The sequence below is a fragment of the Propionivibrio sp. genome (assembly GCF_049316945.1).
Classification (GTDB): domain Bacteria; phylum Pseudomonadota; class Gammaproteobacteria; order Burkholderiales; family Rhodocyclaceae; genus Propionivibrio.
Genome location: NZ_JBMOJE010000009.1, coordinates 61,231 through 81,718, shown reverse-complemented (window position 1 = coordinate 81,718; position 20,488 = coordinate 61,231). Strand labels below are relative to the sequence as shown.

The window sequence follows — 20,488 nt, the reverse complement described above, 5'->3', positions numbered from 1 at the left end:
CACGCTGGTGTGAAAAGTGCCAAACCAATTGGGTCCTAACAGAAGAAATCTGATCCTGTGCTTGCGGATATTGGCCTTGTTTTTTGCTGGGTCAAATTCAATGTTCACGGAGTGATTATACATATATTATGCATACCTAAACGGCTTCTGAAAATTTACCCCGCGCTTCGCTACGTGACGCCCTTCACCTGCTCAAGGACTTTCGGGTGTTTCATGAAATCGAGCCAGTTTGAATTCAGCTTCGGAACAAGTTCGATCGCTCCCTCGATATTGCCGTTCTTCCCGGCCTGTTCGATCTCGAAGGCGGTGGCGTTGAGGCCGGGCGCGCACAGGTTGGCCGCCGCGCCCTTGATGAAGTGAGCCGCCGTGCGCACCTGAGCGCCATCGCCGCTGACAATGGCCGCCTTCAGTTTTTCGATATCACCGGGCATGTTGGTGACAAACATCTGCAGCAAGGTGCCGGCCAGTTCGCTATCGCCCATCATCAGCTTCAGAAAATCATCGTAATTGAAGACAGCGCCAATTTCGCTGGTCACCGCCTCGGGGGCGGCCAGCGCCTCCGCTACAGGCTCGGCGGTGCCGCTTAACCATTGCTCGAGGCTGACGGTCAACTTGCTGATGTCAATCGGCTTGGTCAGATAGTCGTCCATGCCGGCGGCCAGGCATTTCTCCCGATCACCGGTCAGGGCATGGGCGGTCATGGCCAGGATCGGGATTTTGAAGCCCAGTTCGCGCAGCCGTCGGGTCGCTTCGTAACCGTCCATTTTCGGCATCTGGCAATCCATCAGAATCAGGTCGTAGTTGCCTTTCATGGCCATCTCGACGGCTTCCACGCCGTCTCGTGCCTTGTCGTTCGCTTTGTATCCGAGCTTGGACAGCACACCTTGCATGACCATCATGTTGATTGAGTTATCCTCGACCACCAGCAGGTGGACCGTACGTTTCACGCTTTCGGCCAGCGAACGCCCGGTGATGATCGGTGCCGTTCCTTCCGCCGCCCCTTTGCCCAATACCCGCAGCAAACAGTCGAGCAATAGCGAACGCTTGACCGGTTTGTGCAGATAGGCGGCGAATCCGGCCTGCTCGAAGCGCTTGGCGTCGCCGCGGTAGCCGGCGGAAACACACATGACCAGCGCCGTACCGGCATTGGCCGGGTTTTCGCGCACGCGCTGGCCAAGCATTTCGCCATCGCTGACCGGCATGATCATGTCGACTAACACGCATTGGAAAGGCGATCCCTGCTCGCGCTCGTGGTCGATTGCGGCCAGCGCGCTGTCTGCATCGGCCACCCCATCGACTGCGAAGCCCCAGAGTTCGAGCACAGAGGTCAAGCTCTTGAGCGTTACTTCATTGTCGTCAACGACGAGAATGCGCGCGCCCTTGAATTCGCGCAGACTGCCCATCCCCGGCGCCTCGGGGACAACACTGCCGGCAGGCTGCTTGTCCAGCGTGATGTTCAGGCTGAAGGTCGTCCCCTGGTTTTCCTGGCTGGTGACTACGATCTCGCCACCCATCAGTTCGACAATCTGTTTGACAATGGTCAGTCCGAGACCGGTCCCCCCGTATTTGCGGGTAGTCGATGAGTCGGCCTGTTCGAAGGGAGCAAAAATCTTGTTGAGGTTTTCACTGGCAATGCCGATTCCCGTGTCTTTCACTTCAATGTGAAGAACAACTCGGTCTTGCTGATCGGGTCGCCGGCTGACCAGCAGGGAGAGGGTGCCGGCTGAGGTGAACTTGAGCGAATTACCGATCAGGTTGGTGAGTATCTGGCGAATTCGTCCCGGATCGCCACGCAATAGCAGCGGCACGTCCGGGTCGAGACGCCAGGCAAATTCGAGATCCTTCTCGGCCGCACGCAGGCTGTTGAGATCGGCAATATCCTCCAGCAGCGTCAGCAGGTTGAAATCAATGGTCTCCAGCGCCTGCTTCTGCGCCTCGATTTTCGAGAAATCGAGAACGTCGTTGATGATCGACAGCAGCGCTTCCGAGCTGGTGCGGATGATGTCGAGGTAACGCTTCTGCTCGCTGTCGAGGGGGGTATCGAGCATCAGCGTCGCCATCCCCATGACGCCATTCATTGGCGTACGGATTTCATGTGACATCATGGCCAGGAAGGCCGCCTTGGCCTGATTGGCCGTTTCGGCTTTTTCACGCGCGGCAATCAAGTCCTGTTCGATGCGAATACGTTCGGTGATGTCATTGAAGCCGAATACGCGACCGATGATGCGCTCGTCAAGGTACTGTGGCAGAGACTTGCACTCGAAAACCCGGCCGTCCTTGAGCTTGAAAACGTCGTCCGTATCCTGCGCATCAACAATCTCGCGCAGACGGCTGCGACAGACCACGCCATCCTCGACCTGGGCGATGATGTAGTCAAGAATGGCAGCATCGTCTTGCGTGAGCAGCAACTCCTCGGGAATCTGCCACATCGAACTGAACAAGCGGTTCATGCTGGCAATACGGCCCTGCCAGTTGATGACCAGAATGCCGTTACCGGTCGATTCCAGCGTTGCCCTGAGCTGTGAGGTTGCTTGCGCCAGATCATCCTCGATGCGCAGTTCATCATGCACTTCCCTGGCTTGAATCAGCAGCCAGCGCCGGCCTTCCTGCTCGACCAGCCTGACTGATTTGCTGACCGTCCGCATCTCGCCGTCGGCACACAGATACAGGCCTTCCTGTGACTCGATGTTCGAGTACTGGCCGCTACGCACGTCTTCCCAGTAAAAAACATCCTGCAGGGAGCATTCCACGTCCAGAATCGTCTTCTCGAGCAGTTCTTCCTCGGTGTATCCGAGGCTTTGCACAGCAACCTGATTGACCATGACGATGCGCAGGTTTTCCGGCTCGACCAGAAGAATCATCTGCTCGGCGTGGTCGAGCAAGAGACGTTCGAGACTACTCATTTCTTTGCCGGCTCCTTGTCCGGGGCACTGGCATCAAAGTAGTAGCTGACCTGCTTGCGCGGATTGAGGTAATTGTATATTTCACGGGGAAGTTGCGCCGGGCGGATGACCTTGGCGATATTCACATCGGCCTCAGTCTCCATGTCGATCAGAATCGCTTCATCCTTGGGAATATCGGCATCGTAGACGACGACCATCGGCTTCATCGGCTTGGCGGTATTGATGGTAGCGACCATGCCGATGACACCATTGGAAAGCTGGACGATGGTTCCCGGCGGATAAACGCCAAGGCAGCGAACGAAGATCTGCAGCAGCTTGGGGTCAAACCTGGTGCGCAGCTTGGCAAACATGGTCGCCAAGGCTTCGTGCGGCGTCAGGGCATCAACGATATTCAGCGGATTGCACAGTTCATCGTAGTAGTTGGCAATCGCCACGATTCGCGCCAGCAGGTTGATGGCCTCACCCTTGAGTTTTCTTGGATAGCCGCTGCCGTCGCACAACTCGTGATGCTCGCGAATAATGGTCAGCGTCATCGAAGGAAACTTCAGCCCCTGGCCGATTTCAACACCGTACTGGCAATGCAGCTCGTAGAAATTTCGCTCGGCCTGGGTCAGTGGCTCCATCTTCATGAGGATCTTGTTCGGGATTTCACGGCGCCCGACATCGTGAAACAGCGCCCCCATGCCCAATGACTTGACCACCTCCTGTGGCAGTTTGATGTCGCGTGCCATCATCAGCGAAAGCATGGTGACGTTAAGCGAATGGAAATACAGCTCTTCGCCACCAATCTTGTCGCCCATCACGTGAATGGCCAACTCCGGAGCAAAAAGAATCGAGTCGGCAATCTGCTCAACCAGCTTGTTCGCCTGTTCGATGGTTTGTGCCGGATTGATGAGCAGGTTCTTTTCGACGTTATGAATAGTCTTGGCGGTATCGACAAAGGCCGTTTCGATGCGCGCCGCCGACTCCCGCTGCCGCTTGATCTTCTCGATCAGTGCCCGCTTGCTGGCCAGCGCCGGATGTTCCTTCAATACCGATGGCGGGGTCGCCTCAGCGCTTTTTTCCGGCTGCGCGGGTGGCGGCTTCAGATCGCTGCGCGCTGGATCGTAACGAACCTTCTTCAGCCCAAGGCTCTTGATGATACTGATCTGCTCTTCGTCCTTGATCCTGAAATTATTGAAGGCAAAGGGATGCTCGAACCACTTCAGATCGAGATAAACATACAGCCCGATCCTGAGCTGATCCATCGTGACATATGATTTGTCCGGTTCCTGCATTGCTGAAACGCCCCTGTCGGTGCTCGACTCTTCAATCCAGCATCGTAAGAGTTTTTTAGTACACAAGCCACCCTAGTAGTCAGTCATGGTGAAATCCATGGATAACCCCGTCATTCCGGGCTACTGGTTTAAGTAAATTCGGAAACGCCGTGATTCTGTTGCAATTATTCTGCAACAGAATCACACCCTTGCATCGCCCATCCATTCCTGATCCAATGAAGCCATGAATACTCGAACCGATATCGTGCTTGCCAGCGCGGCACACTTCCCCTCAGAAAACTTCCTGAACCGCGAACTCAGCATTCTGGCGTTCAACCGCCGGGTGCTGTCGCAGGCCAGGAATCCGCACACACCTTTACTCGAACGCTTGCGTTTTCTTTGCATCGTCAGCAGCAATCTCGACGAATTTTTTGAAATCCGGGTGGCTGGCCTCAAGGAACAGCTCAAGCTGAACTCGGTTTCGGTCACCCCGGACGGACTGACAGCCCGCGCCGCCTACCGTCTGGTCAGTGACGAAGCGCACTCGCTGGTCGAGGAGCAGTATGCGCTGCTCAACGACGAAATCCTGCCCAAGTTGGCCGAGGAGAGCATTTACTTCCTTAAGCGTTCGGCCTGGACCCCCGATCAACGGGCATGGATCAAGGACTATTTTTTCCGCGAAGTCATGCCGGTGCTGACCCCGATCGGTCTTGATCCGTCGCACCCCTTCCCGCGCGTACTCAACAAGAGCCTGAATTTCGCCGTTGAACTCGATGGCAAGGACGCCTTCGGACGCAGTTCCGGCGCGGCCATCGTTCAGGCCCCCCGTGTTCTGCCACGCGTCATTCGCCTGCCGCAGGAACTCTGCAATTGCGAGTACGGTTTCGTGTTTTTCTCCTCGGTGCTGCACGCTTTTGTCGGTGAACTGTTCGCCGGCATGAACATCCTCGGCTGTTACCAGTTCCGCGTCACGCGCAACAGCGACCTCTTCGTCGATGAAGAAGAGGTGAAGAACCTGCGCACCAAGATTCAGGGCGAACTGCCGCAGCGGCACTTTGGCGATGGCGTGCGACTGGAAGTGGCCGACAACTGCTCTGCGGCCATGGCCGAGTTCCTGCTCTCCCAGTTCAACCTCAACGACACCGATCTTTACCGCGTCGCCGGCCCGGTGAATCTGGTGCGTCTGATGCAGGTGCCCGACTGGGTCGCTCGCGACGACCTCAAATTCACTTCCTTCAGCCCCGGCATTCCTAAATCGCTGCAGAAAGGCAACTCGATTTTTGACGCCATACGCGCCGGAGACATCCTCCTTCACCACCCCTACCAGAGCTTCACACCGGTCATTGACCTATTGGATCAGGCCGCGACCGACCCTCAGGTAGTGGCAATCAAGATGACGGTTTACCGCACCGGAACCGATTCCGTGCTGATGCAATCGCTGCTGCGCGCCGCACAGAATGGCAAGGAAGTCACCGTTGTCGTCGAACTAATGGCGCGATTTGACGAAGAGGCCAACATCGGCTGGGCAACCAAGCTGGAAGAGGTCGGAGCCCACGTCGTCTATGGCGTCGTTGGCTACAAGACGCACGCCAAGATGCTGATGATCGTACGCCGTGAAGAAACAAAAACCGGCAGCCTGCTGCGCCGCTACATCCATCTTGGAACCGGCAATTACCACCCGAAGACCGCCCGTCTTTATTCCGATTTCGGTCTGCTTACCTGCAACGAAGAGATCGGTGCCGACGTCAATGAGGTTTTCAAGCAGCTTACCGGTCTTGGCCATGCCCAAGCGCTGAATCACCTGTGGCAGGCACCCTTTTCGCTGCAGCAGAACATCCTGGCCGCCATTCAGGAAGAGGCCGATGCAGCCCGTGCCGGCAAGCGTGCCCGCCTCATCGCCAAGATGAATTCGCTGCTCGAACCCGAAACCATCAACGCGCTTTACGAGGCCTCGCAAGCCGGCGTAAAAATCGACCTGATCGTGCGCGGCGTCTGCGCGCTCAGGCCGGGGATCAAGGGCCTGTCGGATAATATTCGCGTGCGTTCAATCATCGGCCGTCTGCTTGAACATCACCGCGTGTTCTATTTCCATGCCGGTGGCGAGGAGAAGGTTTATCTCTCAAGCGCCGACTGGATGGAGCGCAATTTCTTCCGCCGCATCGAGCTCGCCTTCCCGATACTCGACAAGAAACTCAAGCGCCGGGTGATCGCCGAAGGGCTGCAAATCTACCTCACCGACAACCAGCAAGCCTGGGAAATGGACGCCAATGGCAGCTACCACCCGCGCCGCAATTCGCGCAGCAAACCACGCAGCGCGCAAAATGAGTTGATCGAACTGCTCAAGCCCTGATGTCCGTGCAGCGCCAGTAGTCGGTCACGGCGAAACCGATGAATAACCTCGTCATTCCGGGCTTGACCCGGAATCCAGCAGTGCGGCACTGGATTCCGGGTCAAGCCCGGAATGACGAATACTGGCGCAGCACGGACATGCGAGCATGTCCGATTGAACACCCTACATCATGCCGAGCGTCTTCGGCAGCCAGATCGACAATCCCGGCCAATAAGTCACCACGATCAGGAAAGCCAGCATCGACAGCAGCCACGGCCAGACGGCCACGGTCAATTCGGTAATCCCCATCTTGGTAATACCCGACGCCACGTAGAGATTCAATCCGACCGGCGGATGACACATGCCTACCTCCATATTCACCACCATGATGATGCCGAAATGCACCGGATCGATCCCCAACTTCATGGCGACCGGGAAAAGAATCGGCGCAAAAATCAGCACGATCGACGACGGCTCCATGAAGTTACCGGCCAGCAGCAGGATCACATTCACCGCCAGCAGGAAGGCGATCATGCCCAACCCGTTGCCGAGCATCCAGTCCGCCAGGGCCTGCGGAATGTTCTCGTTGGTCATGATGAACGAGAAGAGAACCGCATTGGTGATGATGTAGAGCAGCATCGCCGACATGTTGGCCGAGTTGAGCAACACTTTCGGCACATCCTTCATCGACATGTCCCTATACACGAACACGGAAACGAAGAAGGCGTAGACCGCGCTCATCGCTGCCGCCTCGGTTGGTGTAAACAGACCGCTGTAGATCCCGCCCATGACGACGATAATCAGCAGTAGACCCCAGGCCGACTCGCGGAAGCTTTTCCAGCGTTCGCCAAGCGTTGCCTTCGGCATGCGCGGATAGCCGAACTTCTTCGCCCGGTACCAGGTCACCCCTCCCAGCGTGCAGGCCAGAGCAAGCCCTGGGAGCACCCCCGCCATGAACAACGCGCCGACGGAAGTATTGGTCGCCACCGAGTACATGACCATGACGATCGACGGCGGAATCAGGATGCCGAGCGCGCCGGAGGTGGTAATGACACCAGCACCGAACTTGTTCGGGAAACCGGCTTTGACCATCGCCGGCAGCAGAATCGAGCCGATGGCCACCACCGTTGCCGGGCTGGAGCCCGATACGGCGGCAAACAGCGCGCAGGCCATCACGCCGGCCAGACCCAATCCGCCATGCCAGTGACCGATCATGGAGGTGGCAAAGCGGATCATTCGTTTCGCCACCCCGCCATGCGTCAGGAAATTACCGGCCAGAATGAAGAAAGGGATGGCCATGATCTCGAATTTCTCGATGCCGGTGAACAGCTTGAGTGCCACCGACTCCAGAGGAACCTGAGTAAACATGAAGAGGAAGCTGAGTACCGTCAGACCGAGAGATATCGAGATCGGCATGCCGGTCAGCATCAGCGTCAGCAGTATGATGAAGATCACTGAAGCGTTCATTTTTCATCCCCTTCGCGGTTCACTGATCTGCGGCGCTCGCGTACGCGGCGATCATTCTTCAGATCGTGATAGTGGAGGTTATCGTCCATGGAGTAGGGATTGGCCTCGATGTCCGCCTTGACCTCAATGTCTGCATTGACGTCATCAAGCCCATCGACGTGCCCGTGATCATGGTGCGGCAATTCGCCGGTCTTGATGAAGTTCCAGCAGACTTGCAGGAAACGGAAACACATCAGGGACGTGCCCAACGGGATCGCGCTGTAGACCATCCACGTCGGCCACTCCAGATCAGGCGTGGTCGGCCCTTCGGGAAGATCCCCGGTGTTGAGGCCGAAGAAATTGAAGGTGGCGTAATGCATGCCGTTCTCCCAGACAAAAGACGTGCCGAGCGTACCAACGATGCCTGTAAACAGTGCTCCGGCAAGCAGCCCGAAAACGATGAACTTGGCTCGCCAATGAGCGTTCAGTCGGTTGATCAGCACATCCACGCCAACGTGGATGCCGGTGCGCACACCATAGGCGGCACCAAATTTCGCCATCCAGACGAACATGATGATGCACAATTCCTGCGCCCAACCGAAGTTCAAGGCCAGCAACCAATCCTGTACACCCGGAATCGGCACGCCAGCCATATAGCGATGAACAACGGCAAAGAAAATTATCAGTGTTGCCGCCCCCATGAGGAAGGTAACGATCCATTCCTCGAGATGATCCAGATATTTCATTTTGTCCCCTCGTCCTGACCAGGATCAAAGAACGCCCACCGGCTGCTGGTGGGCGACATTTGTTCTTATTTGGCGATTACATCTTGGCGGGATCGAAGCCGGTTTCCTTGTAGATCGCATCAAGGGTTTCCTTGCCGATGCGCGATGCCATATCGGTGTGCGTCTTGGCCATGGCCTTCTTGAGCTCGGTACGCTCGGCCGCCGTCGGCGTGTAAATTTCCGTCTTGCCCGAGGCCTTGATCTTGGCCAGGGCGTTATCGTTTTCTTCCTGGGCGATCTTGTTGGCGAAAACGGTGGCTTCCTTCATCGCCGTTTCAAGCTGTCCACGAACATCCGCCGGCAGCCCATCCCAGAACTTCTTGTTGGTAATGACGGCGTAGCCCAGATAGCCGTGATCGGACAGTGTCATGTTCTTCTGTACCTCATACAATTTTTGCGTAAAGAGGTTGGAATGAGGATTTTCGGCGCCATCGACAACACCGGTCTGCAGTGCCTGATATACCTCGGAGAAGGCCATGACCTGCGGCAAGGCACCGAGCGAGCGCATCTGCGATTCGAGCACCTTCGATGATTGAATGCGCATTTTGAGTGCCTTGAAATCGGCCGGCGCCTTTAACGGCTTATTGGCTGAAAATGATTTGAAGCCGTTGTCCCAGTAAGCCAGGCCCTTGATCCCCTTGGGCTCAAGCTTGGCCAGCAGGGCCGCGCCGAGCGGGCCCTGCGTCACTTTGTGCAACTCGGCGGTGTTATCGAAAATGTAAGGCAGATCGAACGCTTCAAACTCTTTCACGCCCAGCGGGCCGAACTTGGCCAAGGACGGAGCCAGCATCTGCACGGCGCCCAGTTGCAAAGCCTCCATTTCCTCCTTGTCCTTGTAGAGCGTCGAGTTGGCATAGACCTCGACCTTGACCGCACCTTTGGTCAGTTCGCCGGCACGCTTGGCAAAAAACTCGGCGGCCTTGCCCTTGGGCGTGTCGATGGCAACAACGTGACTGAACTTGATCACCGTTGGTTGCTGTGCCGATGCGAGCAGCGGAACAGCAGAAAAGACGGCGGCCAGCACGCCGATCAGCAGTTTTGAAGTTTTCATATTTTGGTCTCCTCCAACAATTACGTTAACGAAAATCGGGCAACGCCCAACACGCGAATGCACTATTGCAAAAATAATGCAGGACGCCTATTGTGGAAAACACGTAATTCGTTTCGTATTGGTTAATTTCATTGGTGCAAGCTGGTTCATCGTGGGACGGCCCGGGCATTGCCGACCAACAAAATGCAGCGGGAACAGGGCTGCAAGGCACATTGATCCTAAAAACCGTATTTGGATGTGATGCCAATGTCGCAAGCCCTCATCCCCGGCCCTTCTCCCGCAGGGAGAAGGGTGCAAACCCCCTCTCCCCGCGGGAGAGGGTTGGGGTGAGGGCTAGGCACGTGCCAAACCTGGCATTGCGGTCAAATTGTCGCTGTCAACTGCGGTTTATAGATTGATTGGCGATCTATTGGATAGGTACCGCGAGATGGCCGAAAACATTGCCTTCCAGGTCATTGTGTTTATAGATGCCCGTATTCATTGGCTTACGTGGCATCATCTCGAAGATAGTAGTGAATGACCTTCTTTGCATTGACTGCTGCCGAGGGAACTTTTAATTAAAACTCCCCTGCTGATCAATCGTTCCTGACGCCCCGACAGAACGGAAGTTGGGTAAGATTGACCGCCATGACTGTCACCCTCGCACCAGAAATGAGAAAGCCGCTCAAGCACGCTCCGCTGAAGTGGTCGAACTGGTATCTGACTGGTCTCAAGGTGGCGGTTGGCTTGCTGCTTGTTCTGCTCATCGTCCTGTTCTGGCTATTGCGCCAGAACGAAGCGGATGAACAGCGCTCGTCGCTGATAGCCGATGTGCTGTGGCTGGAACAAAGCGTCAATTTTCGCCTTGAAGGGAATGCCGAACAGTTCCAGCAGTTAGCCCTTGATCTGTCTCAGGAGAAAAACAAGAGCGAGCTTTTCAAGCTACGCAGCAAGCACCTCCTGCAAAATAACCACGAATTCCAGCAGGTGCTCTGGCTTGACGCTTCGGGACAGGTGGTGGACTCGATGCCAACCCAGAACCTTCCTCGCCTGGGGCATGGCGAAACAGGAATGGAGGCAAAGGCGGACGCGCAGGCACGCACGATTGAGCTGGCCAGCAAACTGGGCAAACCCGTTTATACCGACGCCTATCGAACCCCGGATGAACCCCAGTTCGAGGTGTACTTTCCTGTATTTGAGAACCGGCAGTATCAAGGCTCGCTGGTTGGCGTCTATTCGCTCAACGCGCTATTGAAGCAACTGGTTCCCTGGTGGTTCACCGAGAAGTATCAGGTCCGCATCCTCGACGCCAATGGCGCCACACTGGCCAGCAAATCAAGGGTCAGCGACGACGCCACAACCCTGAGTTATGCCGTTCCCTTCGATCCGCCCGGCTTTGGCATGGCGCTCCAGATCACCGCCTACCGCAACGCCGGCAACATCGCGCAGACCTTGATTGCCACGCTGATCATTGCGCTTGCGGCCGCCATGCTGATCAGCCTGTGGGTGATGCGTGGACATATCCAGCGCCGTCTGGCGGCGGAACAGGCCTTGCGCTCCGAGTACGCATTCCGCAAAGCCATGGAAGACTCGCTGACCGTTGGCATGCGCGCCAGAGATCTCGACGGCCAGATTACTTACACCAATCCGGCCTTCTGCCGGATGGTCGGTTTCAGCGCCGAAGAACTGATCGGGGCTCGACCGCCAATGCCCTACTGGGCGCCCGAAGAACTGGAAAAAACCCAGGCGATTCATCAAGCCGTGCTCGAAGGAAAAGCCCCGCGCGAAGGATTTGAAATCCGACTCATGCGCAAGGACGGCAGCCGTTTCGATGCGCTGATCTACGAAGCGCCGCTGATCGATGCCGATGGCCAGCACACCGGCTGGATGGCGTCGATCGTCGATGTCACCACCCGCAAGCACGTCGAAGAACTGGCCCGTCAGCAACAGGAGAAACTGCAACTCACCTCGCGCCTGATCACCATGGGAGAGATGGCCTCGACCCTGGCCCACGAACTCAATCAGCCGCTGGCCGCCATTACCAGCTACAACACCGGCTGCCTGAACAAACTGGAATCAGGTGACTTCAACATCGGCGAGCTCAAGAATGCTCTGGGCAAACTCGGCGTTCAGGCGCAACGGGCAGGCAGCATCATCAAGCGCGTTCACGACTTTGTGCGCAAGAGTGAGCCCAAGCTTGCGCCCTGCGATCTGGCCGAAGTCATTGACGACAGCATCGGCTTTATCGAAGCGGCCGCCAAGAAATTCAATGTTCGTATCTTGCGCGAGATTCCGGGCATGCGCCCGGAACTGATGGCCGACGCGGTCATGATCGAACAGGTGCTGCTCAATCTGATGCGCAATGGAATCGAAGCCATGAGCAACAGCGCGCAGGAAAATCGCCTCCTGACGATCAAGCTGAACCAGATTGACGACCAGATGCAAATCCGCGTCGTCGATCGCGGCCCGGGCATCCCGCTGGAGGTGCAGGAGAAGTTATTTACGCCATTTTTCTCGACCAAGGCCGAAGGAATGGGTATGGGACTCAATATCTGCCGTTCGATCATCGAATTTCATCACGGTCGCCTATGGGTTGAAAACAACCCGGAAGGCGGAACCATTTTCGTCATTACCCTTCCGATAATCTTGCCATGACACAATATGCGTACATCGTCGATGACGACGAAGCCATTCGCGACTCGTTGAGCTGGCTGCTGCAGTCGCGAGGGGTTGCCAACCTCACCTACGCCTCGGCCGAGGCCTTCCTTGAAGCCTGGAGCCCCGCGTTCACCGGCTGCATCCTGCTCGATATCCGCATGGATGAGATGAGCGGCACCGAGTTGTTCGAGCGCCTGCTCGAACGTGGTTGCAGCCTGCCGGTGATCTTCTTGACCGGCCATGGTGATGTGCCGATGGCCGTTTCGACCTTGAAAAACGGTGCTTTCGACTTTGTCGAAAAGCCCTGCAACGACAACGAACTGGTCGACCGCGTTGTCGAAGCCTTTAGATTGGACGGCGCCCGCTGTGCAGCCGCCGCCTCGGCCGACTCGATCAACTTGCGGATCAGCCAACTCACCACCCGCGAGCGGCAGGTCATGGCGCTGGTTCTCGCCGGAAAGCAGAACAAGGTCATTGCCGATGAGTTGCAGATCAGCATGCGCACTGTCGAAGTTCATCGCTCCAGCATCTTCGACAAGATGGGGGTGCGAACTGCTGTTGAACTGGTACACGAACTGGCTGCAAGTTCTGCCAAGCCAGCGGCCTGAGACAATTGGCAGTAGCCGAGGTGACATCGGCCTGATTCGGCTTGCTGACGGCTAGTGCTGCGAGTAACATGGAAAAAATATAGCCCACGCTTACAATGAATCAAGCAATTAGCGTGCTTTTTTCGAGTACTTTTTGAAGTTGACGCCGATGCTGAATGAACCGCTGCAAGACCTTGAAGCTTGGGTGATTTTCTTCAGCGACGCAGAAATCCCCATTCTGCGCCGGACGGCGCGTTTGCTCGAAGACGCACGGCAGAACATTGACAAGATCAGCGGTCGCGATATCGCCAAGATCGTCCTGCAAGACCCGCTGATGGCCGTCCGCGTCCTGGCCTACATTCAGTCCTTCCATGGCAAGCATCTGCGCTCGGACATCACGACCATCGCCAACGCGGTCATGATGCTCGGTGTCGAGCCCTTCTTCAGCCGGTTCGAGTCACCGGTCACCATCGAAGCCACGCTCAAGAGCGAACCGCAGGCTTTGCTCGGCGTATTGCAGGTCATCCGCCGTGTTCAGCGCGCCGCAAAATACGCGAACGACTGGGCCTTTGAACGGCATGACATGAACGTCGATGAAGTTGCCCTGGCCGCCCTGTTGCATGACCTTGCGGAGATTCTGCTGTGGTGTTTTGCCCCCAGGCTGGCCATTGATATCCGCGACCGGCAGCAGGCCGACAAAACACTGCGCAGCACGACCGCACAGGAACAGGTTCTCGGTATCCGCCTGTTTGATCTGCAGTTGGCGCTTTGCGGTGCCTGGCATCTGCCCGGCTTGCTCAACACCCTGATGGACGACGCCAATGCGCACCTGCCACGGGTGCAGAACGTGACGCTGGCGGTTAACCTCGCCCGTCACTCGACCAGCGACTGGAAAGATGCCGCGCTTCCGGATGACCTCAGCGCCATCGAGAAACTGCTGCACATCAAACGTGAAACGCTGCTCTCGCGCCTGGACATTCCCGCAGAGTCAATCCCGCAGTCTCTGGCGAACGAATCAGAACCTCCGCAACAAGGCATGCCGCCGAACGACCAAGCGCAGTAGAGCGAAGCAGCCTATTCTTCGGCTTGCTCGGCGCCCTGCCCTGAGAGCCTGTGAATTAATTGGCACAAGCATCCAAGACCGTCATTCCGGCGAAGGCCGGAATCTGACCGAAGGAAATGCAGAGCCAGTGCGCACCTCTGACATTCATGAAAACAATCAGATAGACGAGCTGGACCCCGGCCTTCGCCGGGGTGACGAGCAAGGAGATTCGGCTGAAATGAATTTTTCACAACATCTGACTCCAACTGCAGAACTTCCGGGAATAGCACCCGGCGTCAGCAGTGGCCAGCCGCGTTACAATCCGGGCTCATCAAACGAGACAACCATGCGCCAACGCTATTTGCTGCCCCTGCTCACCACCCTCGCCGCACTGGCTATTTCGGGCTGCGCGTCCAAGCCTCCCGCACCCCTGCCAGTCACACCAAAGTCCGTCAAAATCGGCCTCGCCTTGGGTGGCGGCGCGGCGCGGGGATTTGCCCACATCGGCGTCATCAAAGTCCTCGAAGCCCAGGGCATCGTTCCCGACATCATCGTCGGTACCAGTGCCGGTGCCGTCGTTGGCGCGCTCTACGCCGCGGGAAACACCGGTTTCGAGTTGCAGAAACTGGCTCACAAGCTCGACGAATCGAAGCTCAGCGACTGGTCGGTACCGGATCGCGGCGTGCTCAAGGGCGAGGGGCTGCAGCAGTTTGTCAATGACGCCGTGGCGCAGCGCCCGATCGAAGGCCTGAAAAAACCGCTTGGCGTTGTCGCCACCGATCTGAACAGCGGAGAGAGCATCCTCTTCCGCACCGGCAACACCGGCATGGCCGTCCGTGCCTCGGCGACCGTACCCGGCATCTTCAAACCGGTCAGCATCAATGGCCACGAATACGTCGATGGCGGGCTTTCAAGCCTGATCCCTGTACGCAGCGCCCGACAAATGGGCGCCAACGTGGTGATCGCCGTCGACATCTCGGCGCGTCCCGGCAACCAGCCGGTGCGCGGCACCCTCGACATCCTCCTGCAAACCTTCACCATCATGGGTCAGAACCTCGCCCGCTACGAACTCAAGGAGGCGGACGTCGTCATTCGCCCACAGGTCGGCGGCATCGGATCAACCGACTTCGTGGCTCGCCATGACTCGATTCTTGAGGGAGAAAAAGCCGCTCAGGCGGCCTTGCCGCAGATTCGCGAAGCGCTCCGTAAAGCATCCGGGATATAGAGGTCAGGCAATTTGGAGTTGGCGAAAAAAACCCGTCATTCCGGGTCAAGCCCGGAATGACGGCTATCCGTCTGTTTCACTTTGACTGACTACGAGCTTTCGCAGCGGAACGGCAAATGATCGGCCGCCTCATCCCGATACGCAGCAACCGCTCCAAGCTGCTGTTCCAGATGCCGGGCGATCAATTTCCGCATCGCCGGATCGGCAATCCAGTGCGCTGAATGGACCACGATCGGCATGAAGCCACGCGCGATCTTGTGCTCGCCGCCCGCACCGGGCTCGAAGCGCTGCAACCCTTCGCGCAGGCAATAGGCGATGCCCTGATAGAAACAGAGTTCGAAATGCAGGCTGTGATACTTGCCGCTGCAACCCCAGTAACGGCCATAAAGCACCTCATCGCTACGAAAACAGATCGAGACAGCCACCGGCTCGCGCCCATCGCGCGCGATGAAGACCACCATTCGCCGACCCAGGGCCAGCGCCAGATCGGTAAAACAGGACGCCGAAAACACCGCGTAGTTGTTGAACTTCTCGAAGGTCGAGGCATAAAGGGCGTGCAGAGCGGGCCACTCGGCCGGATCGATTTCGTCACCGTGGCACGCCTCGATAAGCAGGCCGCTTTCCCGGACGCGCCGCCGCTCGGCTTTGACCTTGCGTCGCTTCTCGGCATAAAAAGTGGCCAGGTAGCCGTCAAAATCGCCACAACCGCTATCCATCCACTGAAACTGCACGTTATGACTGATCAGTAGCCCCGCACCTTGCAGCGCCTGCTTGTCGTCGGCATCAGGAAACGCTATGTGCCACGATGAGGCGCCGTGTTCGCTCATCAACGACTTGGCGCCATCGATCAACGCCCGGCGAATCCTGGGCGCATCCGGCCCCTCGGCAACCAGCAATCGCGGCCCTGAAGCCGGCGTATGCGGCACGCCGCTAAGCAGCTTCGGGTAATAAACCTTGCCGAGTTGCTGGTAAGCCGATGCCCACGACCAATCGTGGATAAAGTCGCCGTGCGAATTGAAGCGGACATAGAGCGGCAGCACGCCGACCACGGCACCACTCCGGTCACTCGCCACCAGATGCTGCGCCACCCAGCCCCACTCCCGCCCCGCCATCCCATGGTCCTCCAGGATATTCAGAAAGTCGGCATTCAGGAAGGGGTGACCCGGCGGGCAGAGACGATCCCACACCTCGCGCGGGATAGCAGCGGCGGATTGGCAGGAGGTGATGGTGACCGAGTTCATTGAAGCACGCTTTCAGTGTTGACTCACCTCCGAACCGCCGGCCGGCGCTTTGGTTCCCCACCAGGCAATCGGGAGCGGGCAGCGCCGGGCGCAAGTTATCAGAGGCTTATGAATAGGCGATCGCCAAGCCATAGGCCTGAAGAGTGGCGTATTCATTAGCTTTCCAGACAGTATGCGTGCAGATCGCCAATTGGCGGGGGTTACAGGGGAAGCGGCTATTGATCGCCTGCCCCGGTCTTCATGAGAATAAGTCAGCCTTGAGCCGAAAAATTCCAGAATCGGCGAACGGCCTTGCCTTGCTGGCGTCAAACGCTGCAAGGAACGAAGCACCAACCATAGAGGAGAACAGCGATGAATACTTCCGTATGCGATCTCACGGCGAAAAGCTGCAGGCCCTGCGAAGGCGGGGTCCCGCCGCTGGAGCCGCAGGAAATCGAGCGCTTGTTGAAGGATTTGAGCGGCTGGGAGCAAGCGGGCAACGAACTGGTCAAGACCTTCAATTTCAGGAACTACTACGAGACGATGGCCTTCGTTAATGCAACGGCCTGGATTTCGCACCGCGAGAACCACCATCCCGATCTTGAGGTCGGCTACAAGCAATGCCGCGTTCGCTATTCGACACACGCGATTGGTGGCTTGTCTGAAAACGACTTCATTTGTGCAGCAAAGATCGATGCCTTGGACGCTTCTAAAAATTCATAATACCGATGTCAGCCAACCAGAATCTCTACCGCATCACTGCCCAGACGCTGGCGCACTACAACCAGCGCGCCGACGATTTTCGCGAAGGCACGCGCAATCATGATGTGAGCCAGAACGTCGACGCACTGCTACGGCATATCACCAGCGAGCCACCATTCACCATTCTCGATTTTGGCTGTGGGCCGGGGCGCGACCTCAAGACCTTTGCCGAACTCGGCCACCTGGCCATCGGGCTCGACGGTTCCGAGCGCTTCGCGCAGATGGCGCGGACCGACAGCGGCTGCGAGGTGTGGCAGCAGGATTTCCTCAAGCTCGATCTGCCGAACGAACACTTCGACGGCTTGTTTGCCAACGCCTCGCTGTTTCACGTGCCCAGGCAATCCTTGCGGCGCGTGCTGCGGCAATTGCACGCCACGCTGAAAGCCGGCGGCGTGCTGTTCAGTTCCAACCCGCACGGTGACAACATGGAAGGCTGGAACGGAGGCCGCTACGGCGCCTATCACGACCTGGACATGTGGCGCTACCGCATGACCCAGGCCGGTTTTGTCGAGCTCGAACACTATTACCGGCCACCCGGATTGCCGCGCGAACAACAGCCTTGGCTGGCCAGCGTGTGGCGCAAAGCGGTGGCTTGAGTTGCCAACGCCGGCAAGAAAAAAATCTTGTTCGCGATTTCCAATTCCGACAATTCTCGCCAAGCATGGCTGCAGAGCTCGTGAATAGGCGTTCTACGAGCCATGCTTACGAACAACGCCGTATTGACTGGTTGTCCAGCGTGCGCATTTCCTCTGATGCGGTTGAATTTCCTATCCGTAAAACGGTCATAAAGGGCGATACATTTTTATGTATTTGAATTTTTTCCGTGACCGGAAAATTGACCGATTCGCCAAACGGCACACAGAATCAACCGCAATCCTTTACAGCGAGGCTCGCGCATGAACCTTGAGAAGGTCATCTTCGGTTTCTTCATCGTCTTCGCGGCGACGCTGAACTTCGGCTTCGTCATCGGCGAGATCGACAACCCGGCGCACCACAACTCACTTGAACTGTTCTTAGCCATCGTGGTTAACCTGATCGCCACGGTTCTCAAGTTCGGCGATCGCACCCAGGTCGGTGCGGTGCATCTGGCGACCAGCCTGGTGGCCGACCTGCAGTTGCTGGCTGCAGCCGGCGTCTGGGCCTACGCGGCTTACGTCTCGCCCAACGGGGTGGACGCATTGGCGATTACCACCATCGTTTCGTTGTCAGCCGGGGCGCTGCTTGCCAATATCGTGTCGGTCGTCATGCTAATCATCGAAACCATGATGCTGCGCCGCTAACGGTCATGACTTTGTATGACACACCAAGAATGAATGCCCTGCCCGTTCCCCTCACCCCCTACCCCTCTCCCAGAGGGCGAGGGGAGATTCGAGAGTCGCGCGCGCGACTTTCACGTTAACCGGCTGCGCCCGCCATGCATCCGAACAGCGCGATCCTGCTGATCTTCAGGCGCATGCGTGCGCCACTGATCGTGCTGATCCTGATCTATGCCGTTTCGGTGCTCGGCCTGACCCTGATACCCGGTGTCGACGCCAATGGCAAGCCGTGGCAGATGGGCTTCTTCCATGCCTTCTATTTCATCAGCTATACGGCCACCACCATCGGCTTTGGCGAGATTCCCTACGCTTTCACCGACGCGCAGCGCATGTGGGTGACCTTCAGCATCTACCTCTCGGTGATCGGCTGGGCCTATGCGATCGGCACGCTGCTGGCGCTGGTGCAGGACCGCGCCTTCCAGCAGGCGATTACCAGGCAGCGCTTTACGCGCAAGGTGCGCAGCGTGCGCGAGCCGTTTTACCTGGTCTGCGGTTACGGCGAAACCGGGCAGTTGCTGTGCCGAGCCTTCGACCACATGAACCGGCGCTTTGTCGTGATCGACATCGACGCCACCCGCATCGACGAACTCGACCTGCAGGATCTGCGTGCCGATGCGCCCGGACTCGCGGCCGATGCGCGCCAGCCGGACAACCTGCTGCTGGCCGGGCTGATGAGCAGTCATTGCGCTGGCGTGATCGCACTGACCAGCGACGACGAGGCCAACCTGGCGGTCGCTGCGGCTACGCGCCTGCTGCAGCGGGACTTGCCGATTCTCTGCAGGGTGACTAAGCCGGAAATTGCCGCCAACATGAAGTCGTTCGGCATCAGCAATATCATCAATCCGTTCGAGACTTTTGGTCAATACCTGGCGCTGGCGATCCGTTCGCCCGGCTCCTATCAGTTGATGGAATGGCTGACCGCCACTCCTGGCCGCGAACTCGAAGCGCAGCGCGAACCGCCGCGTGGCCACTGGATACTCTGCGGCTACGGCCGCTTCGGCCAGGCCATCGTCGACGACCTGCAGAGTGAAGGCATCGACCTCACCGTCATCGAACCGGTGCGGTCGATCACCTATGCCATGCAACATGTGACTGGCGTCGGCAGCGAGCGCCAGGTGCTGGAAGCGGCGGGAATCGATCGGGCAGTCGGCATCATCGCCGGCACCAGCAACGACATCGCCAACCTGGCCATCGTCGCCACTGCCGAGGAAATCAATCCTGAGCTGTTCACCGTGCTGCGGCAGAACCTGCAGTCCAACCGCCTGTTGTTCTCGACCTTCAAGGCCGACTTCATGGTGCGGCCGGCCGAGATCATTGCCCATGAATGCCTGGGCATCCTCACCACGCCGCTGCTCGCCCGTTTTCTCGGCGAGGTGAAGCGGCGCGACGATTTCTGGAGCGACGCGGTGGTCGCGCGCATCGCTGCAACCTGCGGCAAACGCGTGCCGACCACCTGGAACGTGGCACTCGACGCCAAGAGCGCGCCAGCGCTTGAGTGCGAGATGGGCCGAGGTGCACGGATCGAACTTGGTGCCCTGCTGCGCGATTCGTCCGACCGCGAGGAACACCTGCCCGCAGTGCCGCTGATGGTGCTGCGGACGGGCGAGCAATATCTGCTGCCGACCGACGATTTTGTGCTGTGCGCGGGTGACGACATTCTTTTCGCCAGCACGCGCAGCGCCCGCTCGTGCCTGCTTGGCACGCTGGTCAACGTCAATGACCTCGACTACGTGCTCTACGGCCGACTGCAGGGTGCCGGCTGGCTGTGGCGCAAGTTCGCCCGCGACAGCACTGTCGGGCCGGCCTGAACCGCCGGTGGATAATCGGCCTGCAGGCCAGTAAATACGGGCATCTTCAGCTTGCCAATGGGCAGGGGAAGATGTGCTTCGGCTTCCGGAGCCTCATCGAAAACCGTGCTTTGGCGCCGAT

The 20,488-nt window shown here is 57.8% G+C and carries 15 protein-coding genes; 9 read left to right on the top strand and 6 right to left on the bottom strand.

Annotation, left to right across the window (positions count from 1 at the left end):
- Positions 1 to 170 precede the first annotated feature (170 nt).
- On the bottom strand, positions 171 to 2,903 hold the full coding sequence (locus ACOYNV_RS03915) for a response regulator (RefSeq protein ID WP_422898433.1): 2,733 nt from the start codon (positions 2,901 to 2,903) through the stop codon (positions 171 to 173).
- The gene (locus tag ACOYNV_RS03910; protein WP_422898432.1) at positions 2,900 to 4,180 is read right to left on the bottom strand and encodes an HD-GYP domain-containing protein; all 1,281 of its coding nucleotides are present in this window, start codon (positions 4,178 to 4,180) and stop codon (positions 2,900 to 2,902) included. The genes ACOYNV_RS03915 and ACOYNV_RS03910 overlap by 4 nt, the downstream gene beginning before the upstream one ends.
- Positions 4,181 to 4,403: 223 nt before the next feature.
- Here ACOYNV_RS03910 and ppk1 point away from each other — a divergent pair, with 223 nt between their 5' ends.
- Positions 4,404 to 6,509: a polyphosphate kinase 1 gene (gene ppk1 / locus ACOYNV_RS03905; protein ID WP_422898431.1), complete on the top strand. Its 2,106-nt coding sequence runs from the start codon at positions 4,404 to 4,406 to the stop codon at positions 6,507 to 6,509.
- 162 nt (positions 6,510 to 6,671) lie between these two features.
- Here ppk1 and ACOYNV_RS03900 read toward each other — a convergent pair whose 3' ends face one another.
- From ACOYNV_RS03900 to ACOYNV_RS03890, 3 genes are all read right to left on the bottom strand, one after another.
- Positions 6,672 to 7,955, bottom strand: coding sequence for a TRAP transporter large permease (locus ACOYNV_RS03900; protein ID WP_422898430.1), 1,284 nt, complete (start codon positions 7,953 to 7,955; stop codon positions 6,672 to 6,674).
- The gene (locus ACOYNV_RS03895; RefSeq protein WP_422898429.1) at positions 7,952 to 8,680 is read right to left on the bottom strand and encodes a TRAP transporter small permease; all 729 of its coding nucleotides are present in this window, start codon (positions 8,678 to 8,680) and stop codon (positions 7,952 to 7,954) included. Before ACOYNV_RS03895 ends, ACOYNV_RS03900 begins: the two co-directional genes overlap by 4 nt.
- 76 nt (positions 8,681 to 8,756) lie before the next feature.
- Entirely contained in the window at positions 8,757 to 9,770 is a 1,014-nt protein-coding gene (locus ACOYNV_RS03890) for a TRAP transporter substrate-binding protein (protein WP_422898428.1), read from the bottom strand.
- A 627-nt stretch (positions 9,771 to 10,397) separates the two neighbouring features.
- Between ACOYNV_RS03890 and ACOYNV_RS03885 the strand changes: the two genes are divergently transcribed.
- The 4 genes from ACOYNV_RS03885 (at position 10,398) to ACOYNV_RS03870 (ending at position 15,261) form a co-directional block, all read left to right on the top strand.
- A complete protein-coding gene (locus ACOYNV_RS03885; RefSeq protein ID WP_422898427.1) occupies positions 10,398 to 12,404 on the top strand; it encodes an ATP-binding protein in 2,007 nt (668 codons plus the stop codon).
- A complete protein-coding gene (locus tag ACOYNV_RS03880; RefSeq protein ID WP_422898426.1) occupies positions 12,401 to 13,015 on the top strand; it encodes a response regulator transcription factor in 615 nt (204 codons plus the stop codon). Before ACOYNV_RS03885 ends, ACOYNV_RS03880 begins: the two co-directional genes overlap by 4 nt.
- A 148-nt stretch (positions 13,016 to 13,163) precedes the next feature.
- On the top strand, positions 13,164 to 14,057 hold the full coding sequence (locus ACOYNV_RS03875; protein ID WP_422898425.1) for an HDOD domain-containing protein: 894 nt from the start codon (positions 13,164 to 13,166) through the stop codon (positions 14,055 to 14,057).
- Between the two features lie 217 nt (positions 14,058 to 14,274).
- Positions 14,275 to 15,261 carry a patatin-like phospholipase family protein gene (locus ACOYNV_RS03870; RefSeq protein ID WP_422898424.1) on the top strand — a complete coding sequence of 329 codons (987 nt, stop codon included), beginning with the start codon at positions 14,275 to 14,277 and terminating at the stop codon, positions 15,259 to 15,261.
- Positions 15,262 to 15,350: 89 nt separating this feature from the next.
- On the opposite strand, the gene ACOYNV_RS03865 is transcribed toward ACOYNV_RS03870, so the two are convergent.
- Positions 15,351 to 16,502, bottom strand: coding sequence for a GNAT family N-acetyltransferase (locus ACOYNV_RS03865; protein ID WP_422898423.1), 1,152 nt, complete (start codon positions 16,500 to 16,502; stop codon positions 15,351 to 15,353).
- A 351-nt stretch (positions 16,503 to 16,853) separates the two neighbouring features.
- On the opposite strand from ACOYNV_RS03865, the gene ACOYNV_RS03860 reads away from it, so the two are divergent.
- From ACOYNV_RS03860 to ACOYNV_RS03845, 4 genes are all read left to right on the top strand, one after another.
- Positions 16,854 to 17,204 (top strand): 4a-hydroxytetrahydrobiopterin dehydratase, encoded by a 351-nt coding sequence (locus tag ACOYNV_RS03860; RefSeq protein WP_422898422.1) that lies wholly within the window; start codon positions 16,854 to 16,856, stop codon positions 17,202 to 17,204.
- Positions 17,205 to 17,209: 5 nt separating this feature from the next.
- Positions 17,210 to 17,839: a class I SAM-dependent methyltransferase gene (locus tag ACOYNV_RS03855; protein WP_422898421.1), complete on the top strand. Its 630-nt coding sequence runs from the start codon at positions 17,210 to 17,212 to the stop codon at positions 17,837 to 17,839.
- A 300-nt stretch (positions 17,840 to 18,139) separates the two neighbouring features.
- On the top strand, positions 18,140 to 18,523 hold the full coding sequence (locus ACOYNV_RS03850) for a DUF6394 family protein (protein WP_422898420.1): 384 nt from the start codon (positions 18,140 to 18,142) through the stop codon (positions 18,521 to 18,523).
- A 134-nt stretch (positions 18,524 to 18,657) separates the two neighbouring features.
- Positions 18,658 to 20,367: a potassium channel family protein gene (locus ACOYNV_RS03845; RefSeq protein ID WP_422898419.1), complete on the top strand. Its 1,710-nt coding sequence runs from the start codon at positions 18,658 to 18,660 to the stop codon at positions 20,365 to 20,367.
- Positions 20,368 to 20,488 lie beyond the last annotated feature (121 nt).

Bases quoted from the DNA above. Each gene is read 5' to 3' on its own strand.
- ACOYNV_RS03865 (WP_422898423.1), bottom strand. From the start codon at position 16,502: ATGAACTCGGTCACCATCACCTCCTGCCAATCCGCCGCTGCTATCCCG.
- ACOYNV_RS03885 (WP_422898427.1), top strand. From the start codon at position 10,398: ATGACTGTCACCCTCGCACCAGAAATGAGAAAGCCGCTCAAGCACGCT.
- ACOYNV_RS03890 (WP_422898428.1), bottom strand. From the start codon at position 9,770: ATGAAAACTTCAAAACTGCTGATCGGCGTGCTGGCCGCCGTCTTTTCT.
- ACOYNV_RS03860 (WP_422898422.1), top strand. From the start codon at position 16,854: ATGAATACTTCCGTATGCGATCTCACGGCGAAAAGCTGCAGGCCCTGC.
- ACOYNV_RS03845 (WP_422898419.1), top strand. From the start codon at position 18,658: ATGCATCCGAACAGCGCGATCCTGCTGATCTTCAGGCGCATGCGTGCG.
- ACOYNV_RS03895 (WP_422898429.1), bottom strand. From the start codon at position 8,680: ATGAAATATCTGGATCATCTCGAGGAATGGATCGTTACCTTCCTCATG.
- ACOYNV_RS03910 (WP_422898432.1), bottom strand. From the start codon at position 4,180: ATGCAGGAACCGGACAAATCATATGTCACGATGGATCAGCTCAGGATC.
- ACOYNV_RS03900 (WP_422898430.1), bottom strand. From the start codon at position 7,955: ATGAACGCTTCAGTGATCTTCATCATACTGCTGACGCTGATGCTGACC.
- ppk1 (WP_422898431.1), top strand. From the start codon at position 4,404: ATGAATACTCGAACCGATATCGTGCTTGCCAGCGCGGCACACTTCCCC.
- ACOYNV_RS03875 (WP_422898425.1), top strand. From the start codon at position 13,164: ATGCTGAATGAACCGCTGCAAGACCTTGAAGCTTGGGTGATTTTCTTC.
- ACOYNV_RS03915 (WP_422898433.1), bottom strand. From the start codon at position 2,903: ATGAGTAGTCTCGAACGTCTCTTGCTCGACCACGCCGAGCAGATGATT.
- ACOYNV_RS03880 (WP_422898426.1), top strand. From the start codon at position 12,401: ATGACACAATATGCGTACATCGTCGATGACGACGAAGCCATTCGCGAC.
- ACOYNV_RS03855 (WP_422898421.1), top strand. From the start codon at position 17,210: ATGTCAGCCAACCAGAATCTCTACCGCATCACTGCCCAGACGCTGGCG.
- ACOYNV_RS03850 (WP_422898420.1), top strand. From the start codon at position 18,140: ATGAACCTTGAGAAGGTCATCTTCGGTTTCTTCATCGTCTTCGCGGCG.
- ACOYNV_RS03870 (WP_422898424.1), top strand. From the start codon at position 14,275: ATGAATTTTTCACAACATCTGACTCCAACTGCAGAACTTCCGGGAATA.